This is a genomic window from Vagococcus sp. QWL-13 (assembly GCF_058683555.1).
In genome coordinates, this window is record NZ_CM178746.1 from 1,141,703 (window position 1) to 1,164,935 (window position 23,233).

The following is a 23,233-nucleotide window of genomic DNA, read 5'->3' on the forward strand; positions in this document are numbered from 1 at the left end:
GGAAGGGATACTATGATAGTAAGTAAAATAGAATGGCGTTTAAACAAGAAATCCCTGTTTACTTGGACGGCGATTATGAGCCTACTGATGGTGCTGTTTATGGCCATGTTTCCCAGTATGCAGTCAGAGGGCATCAAAGAATTGCTTGACTCAAAATTGGATTCGCTGCCGCAGGATTTGCTGACGGCTTTCAATCTTGATTCCAAGTTAAGTCTGACTAATCCTATCGGCTACTTCTCCTATGTGATGCAATATTTGTTTATTGGGGCCTGTATCTATAGTGCAATGCTCGGCAGTGCTTGTTTGATCAAAGAAGAGTCGAATGGGACGATTGAATTTTTATTAAGCCAACCGGTTAGCAGAATAAAAATTGCCATACAAAAATTTCTGGCTAATCTTATGATTCTTTTTACCTTTTGGTTGGTATTAGCGGCTGTGTCACTAGGTGCAATCGTTTTGTTTGATACGACTGAAACGAAATTTTCAGAAATTATTAAAGATGTTGGTCTTGTTTTCAGTAAAGAATTTTTAGTCCTTGTTTTTTTCTTATCCTTAGGGCTATTGTTGTCTACTTTTATAAAAAACAGCAGTCAATCTGCAAGTGTGTCCTTGGGTCTTGTCCTACTATTTTATCTGATGGGGATTTTGGGAGACTTGCAGGAAAAGTTTTCTTTTTTAAAGGTGATTTCTCCGGTCAATCAGGGAATCCCAAATAATATTTTAAGCAAGAATGACTCGCTGTTTTTTTGGTTGATTTTACTGGTCAGTGCCTTTGTTTGTATCGGCACCGCACTGATTATTTATCAGAGAAAAGATTTAAAAGTTTAGAAAAGTTGTCGTTTTTATAGCAGTTGTTATTAAACTGTGACATGGAAGGAGGAAACATATGAGAAAAAAATTAGTAGTGATTTCCATCGATGCACTGGGAGCGGAGGATTTAGCGGGGGACTTGTCAAAATTACCTAATATCAAGCGCTTGATAACTTCCGGAACTCATGTCAAGGAAGTGACAGGGGTTTACCCCACAGTGACTTATCCTTCCCATACGACGATTGTTACAGGATGTTATCCTAAAACTCACGGTATTGTGAATAACGTTAAAATGCAGCCAGGCAAATTGTCACCGGATTGGTATTGGTATGCTAAGGATATTCGTGTACCAACACTTTTTGATGCGGCTCACGATGAGGGGTTAAAAACGGCGGCATTTTTATGGCCGGTTACCGCTAAAAGCAGCATTGATTATAATATTGCTGAAATATTTCCCAACCGGATTTGGACCAATCAAGTGCTGATTTCTTTACACGCCAGCTCACCTTTGTTTTTATTTCAGATGAATCGGAAGTATGGGTATTTGAGAAAGGGCATCAAGCAGCCGGAACTGGATGATTTCGTTACTGCTTGTGCTGTAGATACATTGAAAACTAAACGACCAGATGCCACATTCATTCATTTGGTAGATATGGATAGTCAGCGTCATGGCTATGGGGTCAAATCTTTACAGGCAAGGGAAGCTTTGCTGAGACAAGACAAACGGGTAGGACAAATTGTCCGGGCGGTTGAAGAGGCCGGAGATAGAGAGAAGACCGTTTTTGCAGTGTTGGGAGATCACTATCAAATTGATGTGGCTAAAATGATACGTTTAAATGTGCTGTTTACTGAAAAGGGCTGGCAAGTGCCGACTAAGCTGGGAACAACAAGACCTGGTTGGCAAGTATGGGCAAATAGCTGTGACGGGTCCACTTATATCTATATCAAAAAAGATGCGGCTGTTTCTTCAACTGAAGTCAGAGAGTTGATTGAAAAAGTTGAGGGAATCGAAATGGTTTACACTACCGATCAGGCTAAAGAGCTTGGTGCAGATTCCAACTGTACGTTCATGGTTGAGGCAAAAAGAGGGTATTATTTTGTGGATGAAGCAAAAGGGACGTTGGTGGCGGAAGTGCAAGAAAATGAGATGTGGCTGCCCGGACGTTATCGCGCGGTTCACGGTTTTTCACCTGAAAAATCAAATTACGCCACAACATTAGTCTTGAGCGGTCCCGGAATTAAGAAAAATCATCAAAAAGTAAAAGCAAGATTAATAGATGAAGCACCAACATTTGCTAGAATATTAGGATTAAATACATTTCCTCAGAAAATAGACGGGAAAGTTTTGCAGGATGTTTTTGAGGGGTAAGGAGATCATCATATGTTGAAAATTTTTGTGGACAAATTTACGAAGGAAGAAAAAAGTTGGATTCTCTATGACTGGGCGAATTCTGCTTATTCATTAGTTATTGTTACCGCATTGCTGCCGATTTATTTTAAATCAGTGGCTACCGGGGCTGGGATTTCTGAATCAGCTTCCACTGCCTTTTGGGGTTATGCTTCTTCTTTTGGCACCTTGCTGGTTTCGATATCTGCACCGCTTCTGGGAACGATTGCGGACTATAAAGGTTTTAAGAAAAAGTTTTTTAGTTTCTTTGCTTTGACGGGGATGTTAACAACATTGCTGCTAGCGTTTGTTCCAAATCACAGTTGGGTAGGTTTGCTTGTGATTTACATTATTTCCCATGTAGGTTTTTCCGGAGCCAATATTTTTTATGATGGCTTTTTGGTAGATGTGACCACTGATGAACGAAGCGATATGATTTCTTCTTATGGTTACGGTTTAGGGTATATCGGCAGTGCGCTATTATTTATGATTGTGGTCGTTCTCCAGCTCTTTGGCGGGAAATTTCTCGATACTGCTCTTTTAACTAAAATCAGTTTTGTTTTGACAGCACTTTGGTGGTTTGTTTTTTCCCTTTCATTCTTGAAGAATGTTCATCAGCGGTATGGGGTGCCCCATGACCCAAAACCTGTTCAAGCCAGCGTGAAACGATTGGCAGAGACGCTCAGACATATCCGACAATACAAAGTCGTTATGTTTTTCTTGATTGCTTATTTCTTTTACATTGATGGTGTGGATACGATTTTTACTATGGCTACATCCTTTGGGATTGATATGGGTATCAGCTCAGCCACTTTACTGGTAATTTTGCTGGTAGTGAATATTGTGGCTTTTCCGTTTACGATTTTATATGGTCATTTGGCAAGGCGATTTGGGACAAAACCGATGATTCTGACTGCTATCGGTGTGTATGTGCTAATCTGCGGTCTGGCAATGATTATGTCCAAACCAATTCATTTTTGGATTCTGGGTTTTTTGGTTGGTACGTCTCAAGGAGGAATTCAAGCTTTAAGCCGCTCCTATTTTTCCCGTATTATACCTAAAGATCGCTCCAATGAATTTTTTGGCTTTTATAATATTTTCGGTAAATTTTCAGCAGTGATGGGCCCGTTGCTGTTTGGATTAGTCACACAGGTTACTGGTCGGTCACAACTAGGTATTGCCAGTTTGATTGTATTATTTATAGTTGGCGGTCTGATGTTTTTGATGGTACCAGATGTGGAGAAAAATAATAGGGCAATTGAGTAACTTAAAAAATTCTTGCAGAATAAAAAAGTTAGGGACTAGACGGGAGTGTAAGCTCCCATTTAGTCCCTTTCTATTATTTTTTGAATATTTGCTTGCAAAAAAAAATTTGCTGTCGAAGATTATTCCATATAGATTCCTTGAAAAATCTCTCGGTTGCAGTTTTTCCTTGAATTCTTGTCCTAATCTTATGCTAGATAGGTGTTTTAAGCCCTAATTTTTAATTTCTTCAAATAAGTTGTCAACCGCAATTTCTACTAGTGTATCAAATGCCGCAAATTTATCAGATTGAACTTCAGTAGGCATACTTACAGTGTATAAGAGTGTGTTTAAGGCCGTATAAGCAACATTGACATCACCTTTAGCCTTTAAATTTATTTGAGACATAATCAAGTTAGAATACTCAATGCTACTTTCTTTCAATTCTTGAAGTTTCTTCTCGGAAAGTTTTTGATAAAATGACTGGAAATCAGGGTTTGAAAAGTCATATAAGAATTGGGACTTGTCATACTCTCTATAAATCCATTTCATAGTTTCAATTAATCCGCATTTATTCGGATTTTCATCAAGAATATTTTGAATCTGTTTCTCCAGCCGCGTTCGGATTCTGATTAATGTATCAACAAAGACGTCTTCCTTTGTCTCGTAAAGCAAATAAAATGCACCGGTTGATATTCCTGTCTGTGAAGTCAAGTAAGTTATCGAGGTCCTCATATAACCATTTTTTCTCCAACTATCTTCACAAATTTTACACATTTTGGTTCTTAATTTTCCTTTGTCTTTTTCAGAAAATGCATTAGACTTCATTGAATCACTCCTGTTCGACATAATAATATCATGCTTAGCCATTAAGATACAGGATTATTATATTTTCTAGGACGTAAATTAATGGGTAATGATAAAATCAGCTCCCGGTAGGAATCCCAAAAATAATTTAAGTCAAGAAGTAATGCCCTAACTGTGAAAATAATCATCTCATCTAACTCTTTATGCAAGCGATTCTCTTCTCTAAATTTTGATAAATCCAACTTTTTCTATCTTCGCATTTGTATGATTTTTTACTGAAAATTTATAGATACCAAAATCACTTAAGGGATCTTGAACAACTTTTTTAATGTCAAATTTAATTTTATAAAAATCCACCCCAAAATTTGAATGTTTGGGGTGGATTTGTTAAGTTATTATTTTTTTGCTGAATGTTTCTTTTTTAAAACTATACCTAAAGTTATACTTAGAGCTAAAAGTATGTAACCAGATAGTGTTAATAGATTTGTCCAAACCAATGTTTCTGAGTCAACACCTGTTTGTGGTAGTACCTTTTTCGCTGGAGGTTCTGGTTTAACTGGCGGCTCTGGTTTAACTTCTGGCACAGCAATTTTTTTCCATTGTGCGGTATAAACAGCATCTTGTGTCACTGTGTCAGCCACGGCAGGTTCCCAACCTAAGAATGTGTAGCCTTCCCGGGTAGGGGTGCCCTTGAATGCCGGAGTCTCACTATTTTCCACTACATCGTCAAAGACTTGGTCTTCAAAGATGACTTCATTGTCCACGCCGTCCGTATAAGTCACCGTGTATTTATTGACAGGGACCACGATTTCTTCCCATTGTGCGGTATAAACAGCATCTTGTGTCACTGTGTCAGCCACCGCCGGCTCCCAACCTAAGAATGTATAGCCTTCCCGGGTAGGGGTGCCCTTGAATGCCGGAGTCTCACTATTTTCCACCACATCGTCAAAGACTTGGTCTTCAAAGATGACTTCATTGTCCACGCCGTCCGTATAGGTCACGGTGTATTTATTGACAGGGACCACGATTTCTTCCCATTGTGCGGTATAAACAGCATCTTGTGTCACTGTGTCAGCCACGGCAGGTTCCCAACCTAAGAATGTGTAACCTTCCCGGGTAGGGGTGCCCTTGAATGCTGGTGTCTCACTATTTTCCACTACATCGTCAAAGACTTGGTCTTCAAAGATGACTTCATTGTCCACGCCGTCCGTATAGGTCACCGTGTACTTGTTGACAGGGACCACGACTTCTTCCCATTGTGCGGTATAAACAGCATTTTCTGTCACCGTGTCAGCGACTGCAGGTTCCCAACCTAAGAATGCGTAGCCTTCCCGGGTAGGGGTGCCCTTGAATGCCGGAGTCTCACTATTTTCCACCACATCGTCAAAGACTTGGTCTTCAAAGATGACTTCATTGTCCACGCCATCCGTATAAGTCACGGTGTACTTGTTGACAGGGATTACGATTTCTTCCCATTGTGCGGTGTAAACAGCATCTTGTGTCACCGTGTCAGCTACCGCCGGCTCCCAACCTAAGAATGTATAGCCTTCCCGGGTAGGGGTGCCCACGAATGCCGGAGTCTCACTATTTTCTACTACATCGTCAAAGACTTGGTCTTCAAAGATGACTTCATTGTCCACGCCGTCCGTATAAGTCACCGTGTACTTGTTGGTAGAATAAATAATATTAAATTCTCTATCATTAAAAGTATGGGTATAGTCTGAAGGGTCTGCACCAGAATCTCCGACTTCTTTGATTTCTTTAAAGGTGTAACCATCGAATGCCTTTTCATCAAGTTCAAATTTTTCTCCGTACTCCCCGTTTATCAGTAGATCTTCGGCTTCAGCAATGGGATTTCCTTCTTTATCTACAAGAGGATTACCCTCTTCATCAACATAATGTACTTTGACATTTGACTGATGAGTGAATGTTACGTTTAGATGGAAGCGAATATCATCAAATGTATAATTGATAGTTCCATCATAATAGGTAGTACCTGTTCCGAAAGTAAACATAGGCATAACATCTTCAGATAAGTCATCTTCAGGTACATCAACTTCATGATAGGTGATAAACTCATGTTTGAGTAATGATTCTAAATCTTCAATATCCGTGTCATTCCATGAGAAGCGATAGTTATCACTAGGTACAAATATATGTGCTGATTCATCTGAATTTTCAGAATCCAAATGGGACTTCTGATCGTATTTGTACATGTATTTTTCTTCTTCGTTTAACTTATTTCTGATATAAAGAAAAGAGTCAGGTTCAGAATCAGGATCAGAAAGGTCAGATTTATAACCTTCAACTTCAAAAGAATCGACGATGTGGATGAGATCAGTTTTTCCATATTCAAATATGCCAAGATGCGGGAATTTAATCCCCCAATCTTTTGTTTCAATCTCAATTTTTTTATAATCCGCAACGTCTATTTCTTTATCAATAACAATTGTATTGCTAGCAAAAAAAATAGAGCCTACCGGATATAAAAGAGAAATGAAATTATTAAAATCAACACCGTTACTGAAAGTGCTCTCTGAAAGGTAAAGAGTATTCATTTTCTTGATTGCGGTGAGGGGAGTGAAGTCATACTTAATCAGTTTCTCAGTTTGTTCAAGATTTAATCCAGTAATATATATAGCATCAACATCCATTTGCTCAATACCCTTAAAGTCTTTAACATCAAACAGGTACAGGTTTTCCGAGCTGAGTTCAATCGCTGAAACACTATCCAAATCATCTACCGTAAATTCATCTACAGAGTCAAATCCAAGCGTCTCAGCAAAAAGTTTTCTCAAGTTTTCATCAGGCATCACATCCACAATGGACTGGCCTTCATCATTCAATACTGTTGAACTGTTAGCTGAGATATTTCCCGGGCTAATTATCAGTAGAATAACAGTAAGAATCGTTGTAAAAATAAGCTTCTTAACTTTCATCATATTTTCCTCCTTGGTCAAATCACATGATTATCAAGTAATCTGAATGTCGTATAGATATATTCTAAAGGATTATGAATATTTGTCAACATATATTCATATAATGATATTAAAAGTTGATAGAAAATATAATTTCTAAAGAGAAGCTCATTTTTCAACGTTTTTATCTTTCTCATGAGGAACAAACCTTCAATTCCATATTAGTATCAGAGAGTTGGAATTTGTTGGAGATAAATTTTTTAAAAATTAAATTTGAATTTTGACGTAGGTCAAAGAAGATATAAAAAGAACTGGTTAAGATGTAGTTATAAAGGAGGTCATAACAATGACAAAGAAAATATTTCAAATGGAAACTATTGCTTGTCCAAGTTGTATTGTTAAAATCGAAGGTGCTTTAAAAAGTCTGAAAGGAATTAAAAATTATGACGTCTTGTTTAATAGTTCCAGAGTGAAAGTTGAATTTGATGACACATTGCTTTCATCTAAGGAAATCATTGATAAAATTGAAAAAGTCGGTTATAAAGTACTGACTGAGAAATGAGGCGAATACTATGAAGGAGCATATAAATAAATTAAAGAAATTCATTCCCATTGTTGACAGAGTACACGGACATAATCATCCAGAGTTTCATCAAGTAAAAAGCACTTTTGAAGAAATTGTATCGAAACTTGAACGGGGAGAAGATGTTTCCAATGAGTTCAAACGTTTGAACAGTATTACGGACGGCTATAAAATTCCAGATGATGTTTGTGAAAGTTATGCAGAAGTGTATGACACACTTAAATTACTGGCCGATAATTATTCTGATTAGAGTAAAGAGGGATAAAGTATGCAGAAAATGATATTCAAAAATAAGAATATTATTACAGTGATCAGTGCGACATTAATCGTTCTGAGCTTTACTGGACACTGGTTACTTGGAAATAACAGCTATTCTGAGATTATGTTAATAACTGCTTCGGTCATCGGTGTATTGCCGATAGCGCTCCAAGCCTATCAGGCATTAAGAGTTAAAGTAATCAGTATTGACGTTTTAGTGACCGTAGCTGTGATTGGGGCATTTGCGATAAGGAATTTTGAAGAATCTGCCATTGTGACTTTTCTATTTCTTTTCGGCAGTTATTTAGAAAAAAGAACTTTAACCAAAACGCGGAAAGCTATCAAGGAATTAACTGAAATGGCACCAGAAACCGCATTGAAATTAACTGAAGATGATGAATATAAGGAAGTAGGTATCGAGGAAGTAAAAGTTGGCGATATTATTCTCGTGAAAACTGGAGCAAAAGTTCCAGTGGACGGGATTGTGCTAAATGGTGAAGGAAGTATTAATGAAGCAAGTATCACGGGTGAGTCACTTCCGGTGAGCAAAATTGTGGATTCAAAAGTGTATGCGGGAACGATTCTGGATAACGGGACTATCGGAGTTATCGCTGATAGAGTTGGTGAGGACACCACATTTGGAAAGATTGTCGAACTTGTAGTAGAAGCTCAAGATTCAAAATCAGAAGCAGAAAGATTTATTGACCGGTTTTCTAAACATTATACGCCTTTGGTTTTGCTGGTTGCATTTCTTGTCTGGTTGTTCACGAGAAATGTTGAACTGGCTATCACCATTCTTGTGCTTGGGTGTCCGGGAGCGCTGGTGATTGGAGTACCGGTCTCCAATGTGGCAGGTATTGGCAATGGGGCAAAAAAAGGGATTTTGTTAAAAGGAAGTGAAGTCATCGGCGATTTCAGTAAAGTGGATACAATCATTTTCGATAAAACGGGAACTCTGACCGTAGGAAAACCAGTGGTATCGGAGACAATCTATTATGGTGCAAAAAATGCTTCAGATTTACTGTACCTTGCCAGTATCGAAAGAGAATCTGATCACCCGCTTGCTAATGCAATCCTAGAGTCAATCCCTTCAAAAGACTCTGTCAAAATTGATAAAACCGAAGTCATCAAAGGAAAAGGAATCGCAGCGGTGATTAATAATCATCAGGTTTTAGTAGGTAATTATGCTTTAATCAAAAAATATCATATTAAAGTTACAGATAAGATTGTCAATGATATAGAAAGGCTTGAACGTCAAGGAAACTCCATAGTAATAACAGTGATAGACAATGAGATTAAAATCATTATTGGTATTAAAGACCAGATTCGTGATAAAGTAAAAGAGGATATAGATTTACTTAAAAAATTAAAGGTCAGGCATTTAATCATGCTGTCTGGTGACAACCAAGGGACAGTTGATTTGGTGAGTAAAGAACTAGATTTAACTGAGTCACACGGAAATATGCTTCCAGAAGACAAAGCCGAATTTGTTAAAACCCGTATCGGAAACGGTGAGATAGTTGCATTTGTCGGTGACGGTGTCAACGACAGTCCCTCGTTGGCTCTGGCACAAGTCGGTATCGCCATGGGGGCAGGAACAGATGTTGCTATTGAAACATCAGATGTTGTGTTGATGAACTCCAATTTCAGCAAGCTGCCTCATGCATTAGCTTTGACAAAAGCCACCGCAAGAAATATGAAGCAAAATATTATCATTGCTTTAGCTGTTGTGTTTATACTAGTGTTAGGGGTAATGTTCAGCAGTATGGTAAGTATGTCGGTAGGGATGTTGGTTCATGAAGCGAGTATCCTTGTTGTGATTCTTAACGGCATGAGATTGTTAAGATTTAAGATGAAGTAAAAAGGGATTATAATATTAATCACCAGAGTTTTTGATCAATAGTTATGGGGTGAAAAGGAGGGAGCCAATGGCCGAATGTCAGCATGACACGTTCAATTGTGTTCAGACTGTTCCGATTTTTAAGCACTTAAATCAAGAGGAAATGAACAATATTTATCAAATTGCTCAAACGAAAACATATAAAAAAGGTGAATTTGTATATACTTCGGGAGATTTAGGCACAGCACTTTATGTTGTGTTTAGCGGAAAACTGAAAATATCCAGACTTAATATAAATGGAAAAGAGCAGGTTATCAGAATAGTTGAACACGGCGATTTTTTAGGGGAATTGACGCTATTTAGTTCATCTGAATTAAAAGAAAATGCAGAAGTAGTGGAAGATGCAGTTGTATGTGTCATTTCAGCAAATGATTTTCAAAGTATCATCAACAATTACCCTTCAATAACCTTAAAAATTCTAGATGTGATGAGCAGAAGATTGGAATCAGCAGAAAAAACCATAGAGTCAATTAATTTGAACAGTGTCATCCAAAGAGTTGCCGGGGTGCTGTTAGAACTCTTTGATAAAAAAAACACCATTGATCTGCCGATGAAAAAAGGCGACTTTGCTTCTCAAATAGGCACAAGTCAGGAAAGTTTAAGCCGTACATTATCATCTCTTCAAGTGCAGGGAATCATTACTTTAAAAGGGCAAAAAACAATCATACTAAATGACCGTGAAAAACTTGTTGAAGCTACGTTTGAAATTTAATGAATTGAAAATATAAAGCTGTCATTAAACGTCACACTGATCGCTTTAAATTGTAAAATGATAGTCAGAAGAGCCCATAACAACGAGAGTACTGACTCGAATGTATCGGCTCTTTTTTATTTTGTATTTTATAGCGAAATTTCTGTTTTCATATGATACAAATATGGTTAATTTTATTAAGGGGCATCGTTCGTCTAGCAGTTTCGATTAATGAAAAACTGAAAAAGGGATGCTGCTAAATAAAACCCCCTGATTTCAGAAATAATCCACTTTCTTTTTGTTCGTGCAGCTACGTTTCAGAAGTTAAAAAATTTGTAATAGTATTTTTTATTTCTTCAATGTTTCCTTGATAAACCTCTTGAGATGGGACACAAAGACCATTCTTCTTAATCTCGTCAGGAATAAATCTAGAATCAACATCATTGAATACAATCAAGTCAGCAACTGGAACCTCATGGCTTTGCGTATCATAACTGATAAACCGGAGCTCGATTTCTGGCAATAGTTCTGACCTGAGTTTCTCCTTAAACTTTTCTGGTCCTCTGCCGATCATATTGGCACCATAACCGATAGGGGGGCCGCCTTCGCCAACATTTATAGAAAATATCCAGACTACTTTTTTCATGATTTCCTCCTTTTTGTATATGATAATGCTTAATTTGATTATAGCATTTATTAAAAATAGCACAAAACAGTCTAACAACATTAAAAAGCAAAGATGCCTCTTAAAGAAATTTTTTGGAAAAATTATCCTGTATTATAGATGTTTTTTTTATTCCATAGAGCCACAACTGTCACCACTTTGCTTGATTGAGATAAAAATGGGTCCTATAATAAAGGTGAAAGAAGTTACGAAAATAGGAGGAAATGATATGACAACGGTTGCTGTTTTGGGTGGAGGAAATGGTGCACATGCTGCGGCAGCAGATTTGACTTTGCGCGGTTTTGATGTCCGTATGTACGAGGATGAAGCATTCATTGGAAAAATAAAAAAAGTAGCTGAGTCTAAGCAAATTAGTCTGTCAGGTGTTTGCGGCAATGAAACTGTTAACATCAAGATGGTCACAAGTGATTTGAAGAAAGCAGTGGCGGACGTCAAATACATTCTAGTAGTGGTGCCGGCATTTGCTCATAAAATTTACGCTGAAAAATTATCTGAAGTGGTACAGCCGGGACAAATCATTTTTCTCTTACCAGGTACTTTCGGAAGTTTGATTTTTTGGAAGGAATTAAAAAAAGCTGGAAAAGAAGGGGTAGTTTTAGCTGAAACCCATACATTGCCCTATGCTGCCCGTCTCGTGGGAGAGGGAGAGGTATTGGTAATGAGCCGTTTCAATCCCCTGAAGGTGGGAGTCATGCCGGCATCGAAAACCCAAGAAACCGTCGCTGAGTTATCTCAATTTTTTGATGGGTTGGAGCCTTCTGAAAGTGTGGTTGCTTGCGGATTGTCCAGCCTTAATCCCATTATCCATGTACCTGGCTGTATTTTAAATGCCGGAAGGATAGAATATGCCAAAGGAGACTTTTTCTTCTATACAGAAGGTTTCACGGATTGTGTGGTTCGGACAGTAGAAGCAGTTGATGAAGAACGGATCGCCCTTCTAAAAAATTTTGGTTATCAATGGGACGTAGTGGCCCACGGCATCGGCAGCGGCACCGAGACAGATGATGTCAAGCAGGCAGTGGCAGAAAATCCCAATTTTGCCAAAATAAAGGGACCGGCTGATGTGAAAGACCGTTATTATTCAGAAGACATTCCATTTGGGATTGCTTTATGGGCGAAACTGGCCAAGTATATGGGAGTGGAGACACCAGTGATGGACTCGCTAGTAAATCTTGGCAGTCTTATCCTTGAACAAGATTGCTGGACTGTGGGACATTCTCTGGAAGATTTAGGCATTCATGAGATGTCTATGGAACATTTGCAATCATATCTGGAAAATGGAGAATAAAATCAAAGATATTGTTCACTTTTTTTAAAATGTTTGAGTATGAAATAGCGGAGTAATCTAACTTCTCATACTATTCTCATTTGATTCTCCAAATGTTTTAATAATACTGTTGACAATTGTTTTTGAAAAGCATATACTGTAAATAGTCTTGAAAAACTTTGAAAGGAAGCGAGTAGTAATGAAACATCTAGTGCATTGTCAAACATCACAATTAAATCGTTATTACTTTAGCTATTTTAGATGAGTTTGTAGCCATGAGACATGATGGATACAAACTAGCAGAAGCGTTTGTATCTATGATGGCTAAAGATTATTTCGTCTGAAAGGCCCCATAGATAATTAATATCTACGGTGGTCATCGACTAATGATTCTAGAGCATTATGAAATGATTATATGACTTTACAAAGGCGTTTACCGTAGAAAGCATCTATAGGTAGACGTCTTTTTTCGTTGGGAAGGAGGAAAAAATGATAACAGGAGCAACACGATTAGCAGCGGTTTTGGCCAATCCGATCAAACACAGTTTGTCGCCTTTTATCCATAATACAGCATTCGAGCTGACAGAAACTGACGGTGTGTATCTGGCGTTTGAAATCGAGGAAGATGATTTATCGCAGAGCATCGACACTATCCGCAGATGGAATATGTTTGGGGTAAATCTATCCATGCCCTACAAACAAGCTGTGATTCCCTATATGGATGAACTATCAGAAGAAGTGGCTTTGATTGGTGCCATGAACACTGTTGTTAACCGTCATGGGAAACTTGTAGGGTACAACACAGACGGTGTGGGTTTTATCAATAGTTTAGCCGATTATCAGCTGACGGCAGCAGGTAAAAAAATTGTTGTTCTGGGAGCAGGCGGTGCAGCTATGGCAATTATTACACAGCTGGCGTTAGAACAGGCGGAAGAAATCATCGTTTTCAAACGATACAACCACCGTTCAGAAAAAGTTTCTGAACATCTTGAAAAAATCCAGAAAGCACTCGGCACCAATATCTCTCTGATTGCTTTGGAAAATCAAGAAGCCTTAAAAGAAACGTTGTCTTCATCAGATATTCTAGTGAATACAACCAATGTGGGGATGACTCCACGGGAAGAAGAATCATTGATTCCCGATACCAGCTGGCTCCACGCTGAGTTGTTTGTCGCTGATATTATTTATCAACCCCAACAAACATTGTTATTGAAACAAGCTGATATCGCAGGCTGCCGCTTTACTAACGGAATCGGGATGCTGATTCATCAGGCTGCCGAAGCTTTCTATTTGTGGACAGGGGAAAAAATGCCCGTAAAAATAATTGAAGAAAAAATTAAGGAAATGTTATAGGAGGAAGCGTAAATGATTATTATTATGAAAAATGATGCAACAAAGGAACAGTTGAAGGTAGTTATCGATAGAGTGGAAAGTGAAGGATTGAGTGTTCACTTAAGCGAGGGGAACAACCGGACGATTATCGGATTGGTAGGAGATACCAGCAAAATCAGAAATGTAGGATTCAACAGTTATGACGGTGTGGATCGTACATTGGCGGTATCTAGTGCCTACAAATTGACAAGTCGTGAATTCCATCCCGATGATACTGTCGTAGATGTGGACGGTTTGAAAATTGGGGATGGCAGTATGGTGATGATGGCTGGTCCATGTTCCATCGAGGGACTAGATCAAATCATGGAATGTGCACGTATTGCCAAAAAAGGCGGTGCCACTGTTTTGCGAGGCGGTGCATTCAAGCCTCGGACTTCCCCTTACGCATTTCAAGGTTTAGAGGAAGAGGGGCTTAAATATATTCGTCAGGCAGCCGACACTTACGATATGAAAGTTATCACGGAAGTAATGGATGAAGCGAATCTTGAGCTCGTTTGTAAATATGCAGATATATTGCAAATAGGTGCTCGTAATATGCAAAACTTCAAATTATTACAAGCCGTTGGAAAAACTGGCAAACCCGTCGCATTGAAACGTGGAATTTCCGGAACGATTGATGAGTGGTTGAATGCAGCAGAATATATTGCTAACGAAGGCAACTTCAATATTATCTTTGTAGAGCGCGGCATTCGGACCTATGAAACAGCAACGAGAAACACTTTTGATATTAGTGCGATTCCTGTTATTCAAAAACTAAGTCACTTCCCGATTATTGCTGATCCAAGTCATGGTGTAGGAGTTTGGGACTATGTGCCTTCAATGGCTCTTGCCAGTGTTGCGGCAGGTGCAGATGGCATGATTGTTGAAATCCATCCTAATCCGGCTAAAGCTTGGTCTGACGGACAACAGTCCCTAAGCGAAAAAACATACTTGAACATGATGGATCAGGTTCATATTTTAGAAGAAGCTATGAAGAAAATTAATGGAATCAAATTAATTTAGGAAAGAAGAGGAGACTTCCATGAAGTTGACAGTAAACTTGCCAAACCGTGAATACGATTTATGGATTGACCGTGGAAATTTAAAAAATGTAGGGACATGGTTGCGTGAGCTGTGGCAACCTCAGCAAGTTGCAATCATTTCGGATAAAACAGTTGCTTCTCTTTATGGCGATTTAGTGCAAAATAAATTGGCTGAAGCAGGCTTTGATGTCAGTCTGTTTGCGATAGAGCCGGGGGAAGCAAGTAAGAGTTTAGCGAATGCCGACTGGCTGTATGGCGAATTAGCAAAAAAGGGAATGACCCGTTCAGATGGTGTGGTGGTTCTAGGCGGCGGTGTAGTCGGTGATTTAGGTGCTTTTGTAGCCTCCACATATATGAGAGGAGTTCATTTCGTACAAATACCAACGACTTTGTTGGCTCAAGTTGACAGCAGCATCGGCGGAAAAACAGCTGTCAATACTGATCATGCTAAAAATTTAGTAGGTACCTTTGCCCAGCCTGACGGCGTACTCATTGATGTGGAAACATTAAACACGTTAGAGGAACGGCGGATCAGTGAAGGGACTGCAGAAATCGTGAAATCGGCGGCCATCGCAGATAAAAAACTTTGGGATAAATTGCGAAAGTTTAAAAACAACCGTGATCTTTTAGATGATGCTGTCTTTGTCATCTATGACTGTTGTGTGGTGAAAAAAAAGGTAGTGGAAGAAGACGAATTAGATCATGGCATCCGGCTTATCCTGAATTTTGGGCACACTATCGGACATGGCATCGAAAACACCTATGGTTACGGTGTTGTGACACACGGTGAAGCTGTGTCACTTGGTATGGTCAGAATCAGTCAAGCGGCGGAAAAAAAAGGCATGATGCCGGAAGGAACTGCCGAGCAATTGATAGACATGCTGGAGAAATTCGATCTGCCTGTTACATTGGCTGACTGGCAACCTGAAGCTGTCTTTCAAGCAATCACTCACGACAAAAAAGCTAGAGGCAGTCAAATCAGTTTGATTTTGCTTGAAAGTCTAGGAAAGGCAAAAATTGTCAGTCTTCCTTTAAGTGAGGCAAAAGATTTTTTAGTATCTGACACTAATTAAAGTGTTGATACAATCAAAAAGTTGTTTTATTCTAAAAAGTCAGACTGATTTTTGACAGGAAAAAGAACAGTTTTGAATGATGATATGACACTTGTTTTTTTGAAAAAAATATAGAATAGGGGAAAATATATGAGATTTTTTACAGCAGGTGAATCCCATGGGCCGGAATTGACAGCAATCATTGAGGGACTGCCGGCAGGATTGCCATTGACCGCAGAAGATATCAATCAAGAGTTGGAAAGAAGACAACAGGGATATGGACGAGGCGGCCGTATGCTGATTGAAAAAGATCAGGTGCGAATCACATCAGGCGTTCGTCACGGAGAAACTTTAGGCTCTCCCGTGACACTGGTGGTAGAAAATAAAGACTGGAAAAACTGGCAGTCTGTCATGTCGCCGGAACCAGTTTCTGAAAAAGAAAAATTAAAACGGCGGGTATCAAAACCCCGTCCCGGTCACGCAGATTTGGTAGGTGGTATCAAATATGGCTTTAATGATTTAAGAAATGTTCTGGAGCGTTCCTCTGCTAGAGAAACCACCATGCGTGTGGCCATCGGTGCAGTAGCTAAAAAATTATTACAGGAGCTGTCCATCGATGTTGCCGGTCATGTATTGGAAATCGGCGGCATCCGTGGAACATTGCCAAGTCAATTGACCGTGAAAGAAATTCATGAAAAGGCCGAAAAGTCAGAAGTCCGTTGTTTAGACCCGAAAGTGGAAGAAGAAATAAAACGGGTCATTGACGAAGCGAAGTTAAATGGCAACACTGTTGGGGGAATCGTAGAGGTTGTTGTTGGCGGTGTGCCGGCTGGTTTGGGAAGTTATACCCAGTGGGATAATAAACTGGATGGAAAAATCGCCCAAGCAGTGGCTAGTATCAATGCTTTCAAGGGAGTGGAATTTGGAGTAGGTTTTGAGGCTGCCAGATTGCCGGGTAGCGAAGTGATGGATGAAATTATTTGGAGTGAAGAGCGGGGCTATACTCGCACTCAAAATAATCTTGGCGGATTCGAAGGGGGCATGACCAACGGAATGCCGATTGTGGTCCGCGGTGTGATGAAACCTATCCCGACTTTATATAAGCCGTTGATGAGTGTTGATATTGATACGAAGAAAGAATATAAGGCCAGTATCGAACGTTCGGACAGCTGTGCCGTTCCTGCCGCCTGTGTAGTTGCCGAGAGTGTGGTGGCAACCGAGGTAGCAAAAGAGCTTCTCAAAAAATTCGATGGGGATTCATTCAAACGTCTCAAGTCTGATGTGGATGCTTACCGCAAATATGCTCGTACATTCTGATAGCAGATAGAAGGAAGGTATAGCCAGTCATGAAAAGAGAAAAAGTATTGATCGTCGGTATGGGTCTGATTGGAGGTTCCCTTGCATTAGCTATTCGTCAAGCACATCCCGAGGTAAAAATCATTGGTATGGATACTGATGAAGATCCTTTGACTCTAGCACTGCAAAGTAAAACAATTGATGAAAAGGCTGATGATTTTTCTGAAGCGGTTATTCAATCAGATGTGGTTTTTCTATGTACACCTGTCAGTGCCACCATCGAATTTTTAAATAAAATCAGCGCGTTGACTTTAAAGAAATCGCTGATCGTCACTGATGTGGGAAGCACTAAGTTGGAAATTTCCCGTCACGCGGAAAAAGTTTTGCCGGAAAATGCGGTTTACCTTGGAGGCCATCCTATGGCGGGGTCTCATAAATCCGGATTTATTGCAGCTGACGGGGATTTATTTGAAAATGCCTATTATATTTTTACCCGAAGCAAGTCATCTTCTGACAAGGAGTTGGCAGTATTAAAAGAATTACTGAAAGGCACGAGAGCAAAATTTGTGGAGATGGATGCGGATATCCATGATGAAATCACTGGAATGGTCAGTCATCTGCCTCACATCATCTCCTCTGCCCTGGTGCATCAGAATGAAACTTTTTCGAAAAAATTCCCCGAAAGTAATCAGTTGGCAGCCGGCGGATTTCGTGACATGACGCGAATCGCCGCTTCTGATCCAACTATGTGGACGGACATCATTTTGTCCAACCGAAAGATTTTACTGGAACATTTGGGAGAGTGGCAAGCGGGAGTAGCACAGGTGGTCCAATGGCTGAAAGAGTCAAACCAAGAGGCAATTTTTGACTTTTTTGCCAAAGGAAAAGAAATCCGCAATCATCTGCCCGCCTTCAAGGAAGGGGCCATTCCGGCTTTCCATGATTTGTTTGTGACGGTCCCCGATCATCCGGGGTCGATTGCTGATGTGACAAGTATTTTAGCTAAAGAAAGTATTTCATTGATCAATCTTAAAATAATCGAGAATCGTGAAGGAATCATGGGAACACTTCAGTTGACGTTGAAAAGCAAAAAAGATTTGGCATTGGCTAAGCAAATGCTGGAGAGTCATCGTCAATACGAGTGTTACACAATGTAAGGAGTTTAATATGAGATTAACAACAAATGTTAGGGGATTATCTGGTGAACTGATGGTGCCGGGAGATAAATCGATTTCCCACCGCAGTATTATGTTTGGAGCCATCGCTCAAGGCGAAACACGAATCAGACACTTTTTAAGGTCAGAAGATTGTCTGGGAACATTGAAAATGTTTCAAAAATTAGGTGTTGCTATTGAAGAAGACGGGGAAGAAATTGTTGTCCATGGAAGAGGGTTCGATTCTCTTCGTTCTGCTGGGGAGCCAATCGATATCGGCAATTCTGGAACGACAATCCGTCTGTGTACGGGACTTTTAGCTGGTACAGATTTCACCGCTGTTTTGACTGGTGACGAATCTATCTCCCGCCGGCCGATGAATCGTGTGATGCTTCCACTGCGAGAGATGGGAGCAGAAATTACTGGTCATGACGACAGTGAATTTCCACCTCTTACAATCGTCGGACAAAGGGATTTAAAAGGAATAACATACAAAATGCCGGTAGCCAGCGCCCAAGTCAAGTCGGCGATTTTACTTGCCGGTTTGCAGGCTGAAGGAACAACTGTGGTGATTGAAAAAGAAAAAACACGGGATCATACAGAAGACATGATCAAAGCTTTCGGCGGGAATATTTCTATCGAAGGCAAGACGATTACTCTGGAAGGCCCCCAGAAATTGAAAGGACAGGCAGTGACTGTGCCCGGAGATATTTCTTCGGCGGCTTTCTTTATGGTGGCAGGTTTGATTGTTCCTAATAGCAGGATTGTATTAAAAAATGTGGGATTAAGTGAGACTCGCACGGGAATCATTGATGTGATCAGGCAGATGAACGGGAAAATTACTATTATGGATGAAGATGTTGTCAATAAAAGCGGTACAGTTATTGTGGAAACCAGTGAGTTGACAGGGACAGAAATCGGCGGAGAGTTGATTCCTAGACTGATTGACGAACTGCCGGTTATCGCACTGCTGGCGACACAAGCCAAAGGAACTACCACGATTAAAGACGCAGAAGAATTAAAGGTGAAAGAGACTAACCGGATTGATGCTACTGCCAGTGAATTGCAAAAACTGGGTGCAAAAATTTCTGCTACCGAAGATGGCTTGATTATCGAGGGTGAACAGACTTTATCTGGCGGCAAGGTAACAAGTTTTGGGGATCATCGCATGGGGATGATGTTAGCTGTTGCAGCATTAATCGTTGGTGAAGGGAACGTTGATCTGGAAGAGGCTGAAGCAGTGGCAGTGTCCTATCCGCACTTTTTTTCAGACTTGGAAGATTTAATACAAAAGTAAGGTGAAGGAAATGAAAAGTATTGTGCTGATAGGTTTTATGGGCAGCGGCAAAACAACAGTGGGGCAAAGATTGGCTTCAGAATTGCATTTGCCTTTTATCGACGGCGATGATTTTTTTGTCTCCAAAGAAAAAATGAGTATCGCAGATTATTTTGAGCGTTACGGGGAAAAAATGTTCCGGCAAAAAGAAGCAGCATATTTGGCCGAACTTCTCCAGCAAGAAGCAGTGATTGCTACTGGCGGAGGAATCGTGATGAGCAATGAAAATCGGCAGCTCTTGACGAATCATCCTTGCGTCTGCTGGCTGACCAGTGATTTCGAAACAATCTATCAGAGAATAAGTTCGGATAAAGCAACTATCCGGCCGCTGGCAGAGGAAAAAACACGGGAAGAGCTTTATCAACTATATAGTATGCGTCAAGAGTTGTATCACGAAGCAGCAGACCTCGTAGTAGATACGCAAGTACTGACTATGTCAGAAATTATGGAAAAAATCATCAAAGCTAGAGGAAGGAGACTGAATGAATGAAGATCGGATATTTAGGACCAAAAGGGTCGTTTAGCTATGGCGCAGCCGCCGCCGATTTTAACCACAGAGATCTTCAGGCATTCAATACGATTTTTGATTGCTTAGAAGCGGTGGAAACAGGGGAGTTGTCAAAAGCGGTTGTTCCGATAGAAAATTCTTATGAAGGAACAGTCCATGACACCTTGGATTTTTTATACCATCAGGGAAGTTTATTTGTGGAAAAAGAGATGGTGATGCCTATCCATCATTGCTTAGCTGTCCATCCTGAGATGGTTGATCATTACACCGATTTGACGAGAATTTATTCTCACCCGCAAGCATTGTCTCAAACAAAACGTTATTTACATGACCATCATAAAGAAATACCTCAAATAGTCGTTGAATCCACGGCAAAATCGGCCCAGTTTGTAGCTTTAAATGGACAGAAGGAAGCTGTTGCGGCAATTTGTTCGGAGCAGGCAGCAGAACTTTTCGGTCTAAGTGTTGTTGCCAGAGAAATTGAAGACAGCGCCGATAATCAAACACGTTTTTGGGTCGTATCGAAGAAGAAAAATGCTACCAGCCAAAAAAATTTAAAAAAGATGAGCGTCTGTTTGACATTGACTTCCGACCATCCCGGAACGCTCCATCAATCATTGGCGGCATTCAGCTGGCGGAATATCAACTTATCCAAAATCGAATCAAGACCGTTGAAAACTCAGCTGGGATATTATTTTTTCTTACTGGATATTGTGATAGACTGTCCGATTTCTTTGATCGAGCTGGCGTTTGAAGAAATTCATTTGTTAGCGGGCAGGATTAAGGAGCTGGGAGCCTATCCGATAGAAATTATTAAGTGAGCTTAAAAAAATATTAAAGAGTTTGTGATAGACTGTTCTTTTCTGCTAGTATAAGCTATGCTAGAAGTAAATTTTCAACGATGAGGTGACAAAATGTCAAGAATGGAACGCTATCACGGAAGCCAGGAAAAGCAACCGGAAAAATATATCGAAACAAAGAAAATAAAAAAAAGTCCACCAAAACCTCCCAGACCTCCCAGACAGAGAAATGGCAGTGTCATTCAAACGATAGCAAAATTTTTATTGCTATTATTGATTTGTGCAGCTGCCTTTGTTTTATATGAATATCGCAAAGGTTACCGGGAAGCAAAAGACGATTCGTCAATCCATCAACAAGTGATTGGGGATTTTCAGGGAGAGAAAAGTCAAAATGGCGGACTGAATGTTTTAATTCTGGGAAGCGACTCCCGTGGTGAAGATATGGGCCGGGCGGACTCCATCATGGTTGCCCATTACAGCAAACGTTCAAAAACACCGCAGATTATTTCTTTTATGCGTGACAGTTTTGTGGAAATACCGGGTGTCGGCTGGAATAAAATCAATGCAGCTTACGCTTATGGCGGACCGGAACTTGTCAGACAAACCATTAAAAATAATTTTGGCTTGTCCATAGAGTATTATGCCGTAATCAGTTTTGAGTCGTTTCCGAAAATTATTGATACTCTCAGCCCTTCTGGTATTGAACTGGCCGTTGAAAAGGATTTGGAACTGGATGGTGTAAAACTGACAGCAGGTCCGCAAAAATTGAACGGTGCAGAGGCACTGATTTATGCACGTTTCAGAAAAGACGAAGAAGGGGACTTTGGCCGTGTCCGTCGTCAGCAGCAGGTAATGAATGAAGTCGTTTCACAAGGTTTGTCATTTAAAAATGTCTTTCACCTGCCAAAAACTGTGGGGAAAGTTCAAGGATACACATCGACAAATATTCCTGCCAGGATTTATCCCGGGATTTTGAAAGATTTTGCTTTGAACCGGACTCAACCCTTGGAAAAGCTGTCGATTCCAGTGGCAGATTCATGGTCTTTTGGCAACTATGCAGAAGCAGGAAGTGTGTTGGAAATCGACCTCTCAATGAATCAGCAGGCTATCGCGGGATTCTTAAAATAATTTTTTTCAAAGGTTTCAGAGACTCCCAAATTATGATATAGTTTACTGGAGAGACTTCTGAAGGGAGGTTAATTATGAAAACAGCAGTTGTCACCGATAGCACAGCGTTTATTTCTGATACTTTCAGACATCATCCGGATCTTTATATGATTTCTATCCCTGTGATTTTAGACGGGAAGATTTACAGTGAGGGTGTGGATGTGGAAGATGAAGCAGAATTTTATCATCTCCTTAAAAAGAGCAAAGAATTGCCTACGACTTCTCAGCCATCCATTGGTGAAGTGCTGGAATTGTATAAAACTTTAGCGGAAAAAGGTTATGAAAGAGTCATTTGTATCCATCTGTCTTCAGGGATTTCAGGCTTCGTGACTAATTTGATTTCTATGGCACCCGGGATAGAGGAAATCGAGGTAGTTCCTTTTGATTCTAAAATTACCAGTATGCCGATGGGACATATGGTTGGCACAGCGTTGACCATGTTGGATCAGCAAGCAGACATCGAAGACATTTTAACGAAACTGGAATTGATTCGGGAACATACCCGGGCGTATCTGATCGTTGATGATTTGAATCATTTAGTGCGTGGCGGACGTTTGAAGAATGGTGCCGCAGTCATCGGAAGTTTATTGAAAATCAAACCGATTTTGAAGTTTGATGACGGAGCTATCGTGCTTTCTGAAAAAATACGTTCTTCAAAAAAAGCTTTCACCCGTTTAGAGGATATGGTAGTCAAACATCATAAAAAAAGCAAAATGGAGTTCAAATATTTTATTATCCACGCTAATAACTCTGCCGTGGCAGAGTTGGAAAAATTAAAGCTGGAAGAAAAAATTCCGGGTATCAAGGTAGAAATCGGCATGCTGGGACCGGTAGTTGGGACGCATGTGGGAGAAAAAACCGTCGCTTTTGCCTGGAGCCCCCAATAAAAGCTATTATCATCAATTTTTGATTTGAGCAAGGAGGACCCTTATTTCCTCTTTGTTTTTTTGTTTTGGTC

The 23,233-nt window shown here is 40.0% G+C and carries 21 protein-coding genes; 18 read left to right on the forward strand and 3 right to left on the reverse strand.

The window, feature by feature from the left end; translation table 11 throughout:
- Positions 1-12 precede the first annotated feature (12 nt).
- From AC4PHI_RS05325 to AC4PHI_RS05335, 3 genes are read left to right on the forward strand one after another with little or no spacing between them, the layout of a single operon-like run.
- Complete coding sequence (locus AC4PHI_RS05325; RefSeq protein ID WP_492201274.1) at positions 13-828, forward strand: DUF2705 family protein; 816 nt, start codon at positions 13-15, stop codon at positions 826-828.
- 58 nt (positions 829-886) lie between these two features.
- A complete protein-coding gene (locus AC4PHI_RS05330; RefSeq protein ID WP_492201275.1) occupies positions 887-2,179 on the forward strand; it encodes an alkaline phosphatase family protein in 1,293 nt (430 codons plus the stop codon).
- A 12-nt stretch (positions 2,180-2,191) separates the two neighbouring features.
- Positions 2,192-3,463, forward strand: a complete 1,272-nt coding sequence (locus AC4PHI_RS05335) for an MFS transporter (protein ID WP_492201276.1) — start codon at positions 2,192-2,194, stop codon at positions 3,461-3,463.
- Positions 3,464-3,673: 210 nt separating this feature from the next.
- Here AC4PHI_RS05335 and AC4PHI_RS05340 read toward each other — a convergent pair whose 3' ends face one another.
- Both AC4PHI_RS05340 and AC4PHI_RS05345 read right to left on the reverse strand, forming a co-directional pair.
- Positions 3,674-4,267, reverse strand: a complete 594-nt coding sequence (locus AC4PHI_RS05340) for a TetR/AcrR family transcriptional regulator (RefSeq protein ID WP_492201277.1) — start codon at positions 4,265-4,267, stop codon at positions 3,674-3,676.
- A gap of 374 nt (positions 4,268-4,641) precedes the next feature.
- Positions 4,642-7,185 (reverse strand): MucBP domain-containing protein, encoded by a 2,544-nt coding sequence (locus AC4PHI_RS05345; protein WP_492201278.1) that lies wholly within the window; start codon positions 7,183-7,185, stop codon positions 4,642-4,644.
- 325 nt (positions 7,186-7,510) lie between these two features.
- Here AC4PHI_RS05345 and AC4PHI_RS05350 point away from each other — a divergent pair, with 325 nt between their 5' ends.
- From AC4PHI_RS05350 to AC4PHI_RS05365, 4 genes are all read left to right on the forward strand, one after another.
- Positions 7,511-7,726 carry a heavy-metal-associated domain-containing protein gene (locus AC4PHI_RS05350; RefSeq protein ID WP_492201279.1) on the forward strand — a complete coding sequence of 72 codons (216 nt, stop codon included), beginning with the start codon at positions 7,511-7,513 and terminating at the stop codon, positions 7,724-7,726.
- 10 nt (positions 7,727-7,736) lie between these two features.
- Entirely contained in the window at positions 7,737-7,997 is a 261-nt protein-coding gene (locus AC4PHI_RS05355; protein WP_492201280.1) for an iron-sulfur cluster repair di-iron protein, ric, read from the forward strand.
- Between the two features lie 18 nt (positions 7,998-8,015).
- Positions 8,016-9,866, forward strand: coding sequence for a heavy metal translocating P-type ATPase (locus AC4PHI_RS05360; RefSeq protein WP_492201281.1), 1,851 nt, complete (start codon positions 8,016-8,018; stop codon positions 9,864-9,866).
- 142 nt (positions 9,867-10,008) lie between these two features.
- Complete coding sequence (locus AC4PHI_RS05365; protein WP_492201282.1) at positions 10,009-10,617, forward strand: Crp/Fnr family transcriptional regulator; 609 nt, start codon at positions 10,009-10,011, stop codon at positions 10,615-10,617.
- 289 nt (positions 10,618-10,906) lie between these two features.
- On the opposite strand, the gene AC4PHI_RS05370 is transcribed toward AC4PHI_RS05365, so the two are convergent.
- On the reverse strand, positions 10,907-11,242 hold the full coding sequence (locus AC4PHI_RS05370; RefSeq protein WP_492201283.1) for a hypothetical protein: 336 nt from the start codon (positions 11,240-11,242) through the stop codon (positions 10,907-10,909).
- Positions 11,243-11,489: 247 nt separating this feature from the next.
- On the opposite strand from AC4PHI_RS05370, the gene AC4PHI_RS05375 reads away from it, so the two are divergent.
- From AC4PHI_RS05375 to AC4PHI_RS05425, 11 genes are all read left to right on the forward strand, one after another.
- Entirely contained in the window at positions 11,490-12,569 is a 1,080-nt protein-coding gene (locus AC4PHI_RS05375) for an NAD/NADP octopine/nopaline dehydrogenase family protein (protein ID WP_492201284.1), read from the forward strand.
- A gap of 468 nt (positions 12,570-13,037) precedes the next feature.
- On the forward strand, positions 13,038-13,901 hold the full coding sequence (locus AC4PHI_RS05380) for a shikimate dehydrogenase (protein ID WP_492201285.1): 864 nt from the start codon (positions 13,038-13,040) through the stop codon (positions 13,899-13,901).
- Positions 13,902-13,913: 12 nt separating this feature from the next.
- Positions 13,914-14,942: a 3-deoxy-7-phosphoheptulonate synthase gene (gene aroF, locus AC4PHI_RS05385; RefSeq protein ID WP_492201286.1), complete on the forward strand. Its 1,029-nt coding sequence runs from the start codon at positions 13,914-13,916 to the stop codon at positions 14,940-14,942.
- A gap of 19 nt (positions 14,943-14,961) precedes the next feature.
- A complete protein-coding gene (aroB, locus tag AC4PHI_RS05390) occupies positions 14,962-16,035 on the forward strand; it encodes a 3-dehydroquinate synthase (RefSeq protein WP_492201287.1) in 1,074 nt (357 codons plus the stop codon).
- Between the two features lie 129 nt (positions 16,036-16,164).
- Positions 16,165-17,331 (forward strand): chorismate synthase, encoded by a 1,167-nt coding sequence (gene aroC, locus AC4PHI_RS05395; RefSeq protein WP_492201288.1) that lies wholly within the window; start codon positions 16,165-16,167, stop codon positions 17,329-17,331.
- Positions 17,332-17,360: 29 nt separating this feature from the next.
- Positions 17,361-18,467: a prephenate dehydrogenase gene (locus AC4PHI_RS05400; protein WP_492201289.1), complete on the forward strand. Its 1,107-nt coding sequence runs from the start codon at positions 17,361-17,363 to the stop codon at positions 18,465-18,467.
- Positions 18,468-18,477: 10 nt separating this feature from the next.
- Positions 18,478-19,761 (forward strand): 3-phosphoshikimate 1-carboxyvinyltransferase, encoded by a 1,284-nt coding sequence (gene aroA, locus AC4PHI_RS05405; RefSeq protein WP_492201290.1) that lies wholly within the window; start codon positions 18,478-18,480, stop codon positions 19,759-19,761.
- 10 nt (positions 19,762-19,771) lie between these two features.
- Positions 19,772-20,290 (forward strand): shikimate kinase, encoded by a 519-nt coding sequence (locus tag AC4PHI_RS05410; protein ID WP_492201291.1) that lies wholly within the window; start codon positions 19,772-19,774, stop codon positions 20,288-20,290.
- Positions 20,287-21,129 carry a prephenate dehydratase gene (gene pheA, locus AC4PHI_RS05415; RefSeq protein ID WP_492201292.1) on the forward strand — a complete coding sequence of 281 codons (843 nt, stop codon included), beginning with the start codon at positions 20,287-20,289 and terminating at the stop codon, positions 21,127-21,129. The genes AC4PHI_RS05410 and pheA overlap by 4 nt, the downstream gene beginning before the upstream one ends.
- Before the next feature lie 93 nt (positions 21,130-21,222).
- Positions 21,223-22,236 (forward strand): LCP family protein, encoded by a 1,014-nt coding sequence (locus AC4PHI_RS05420; RefSeq protein ID WP_492201293.1) that lies wholly within the window; start codon positions 21,223-21,225, stop codon positions 22,234-22,236.
- A 74-nt stretch (positions 22,237-22,310) separates the two neighbouring features.
- On the forward strand, positions 22,311-23,162 hold the full coding sequence (locus AC4PHI_RS05425; protein WP_492201294.1) for a DegV family protein: 852 nt from the start codon (positions 22,311-22,313) through the stop codon (positions 23,160-23,162).
- Positions 23,163-23,233: the final 71 nt, after the last annotated feature.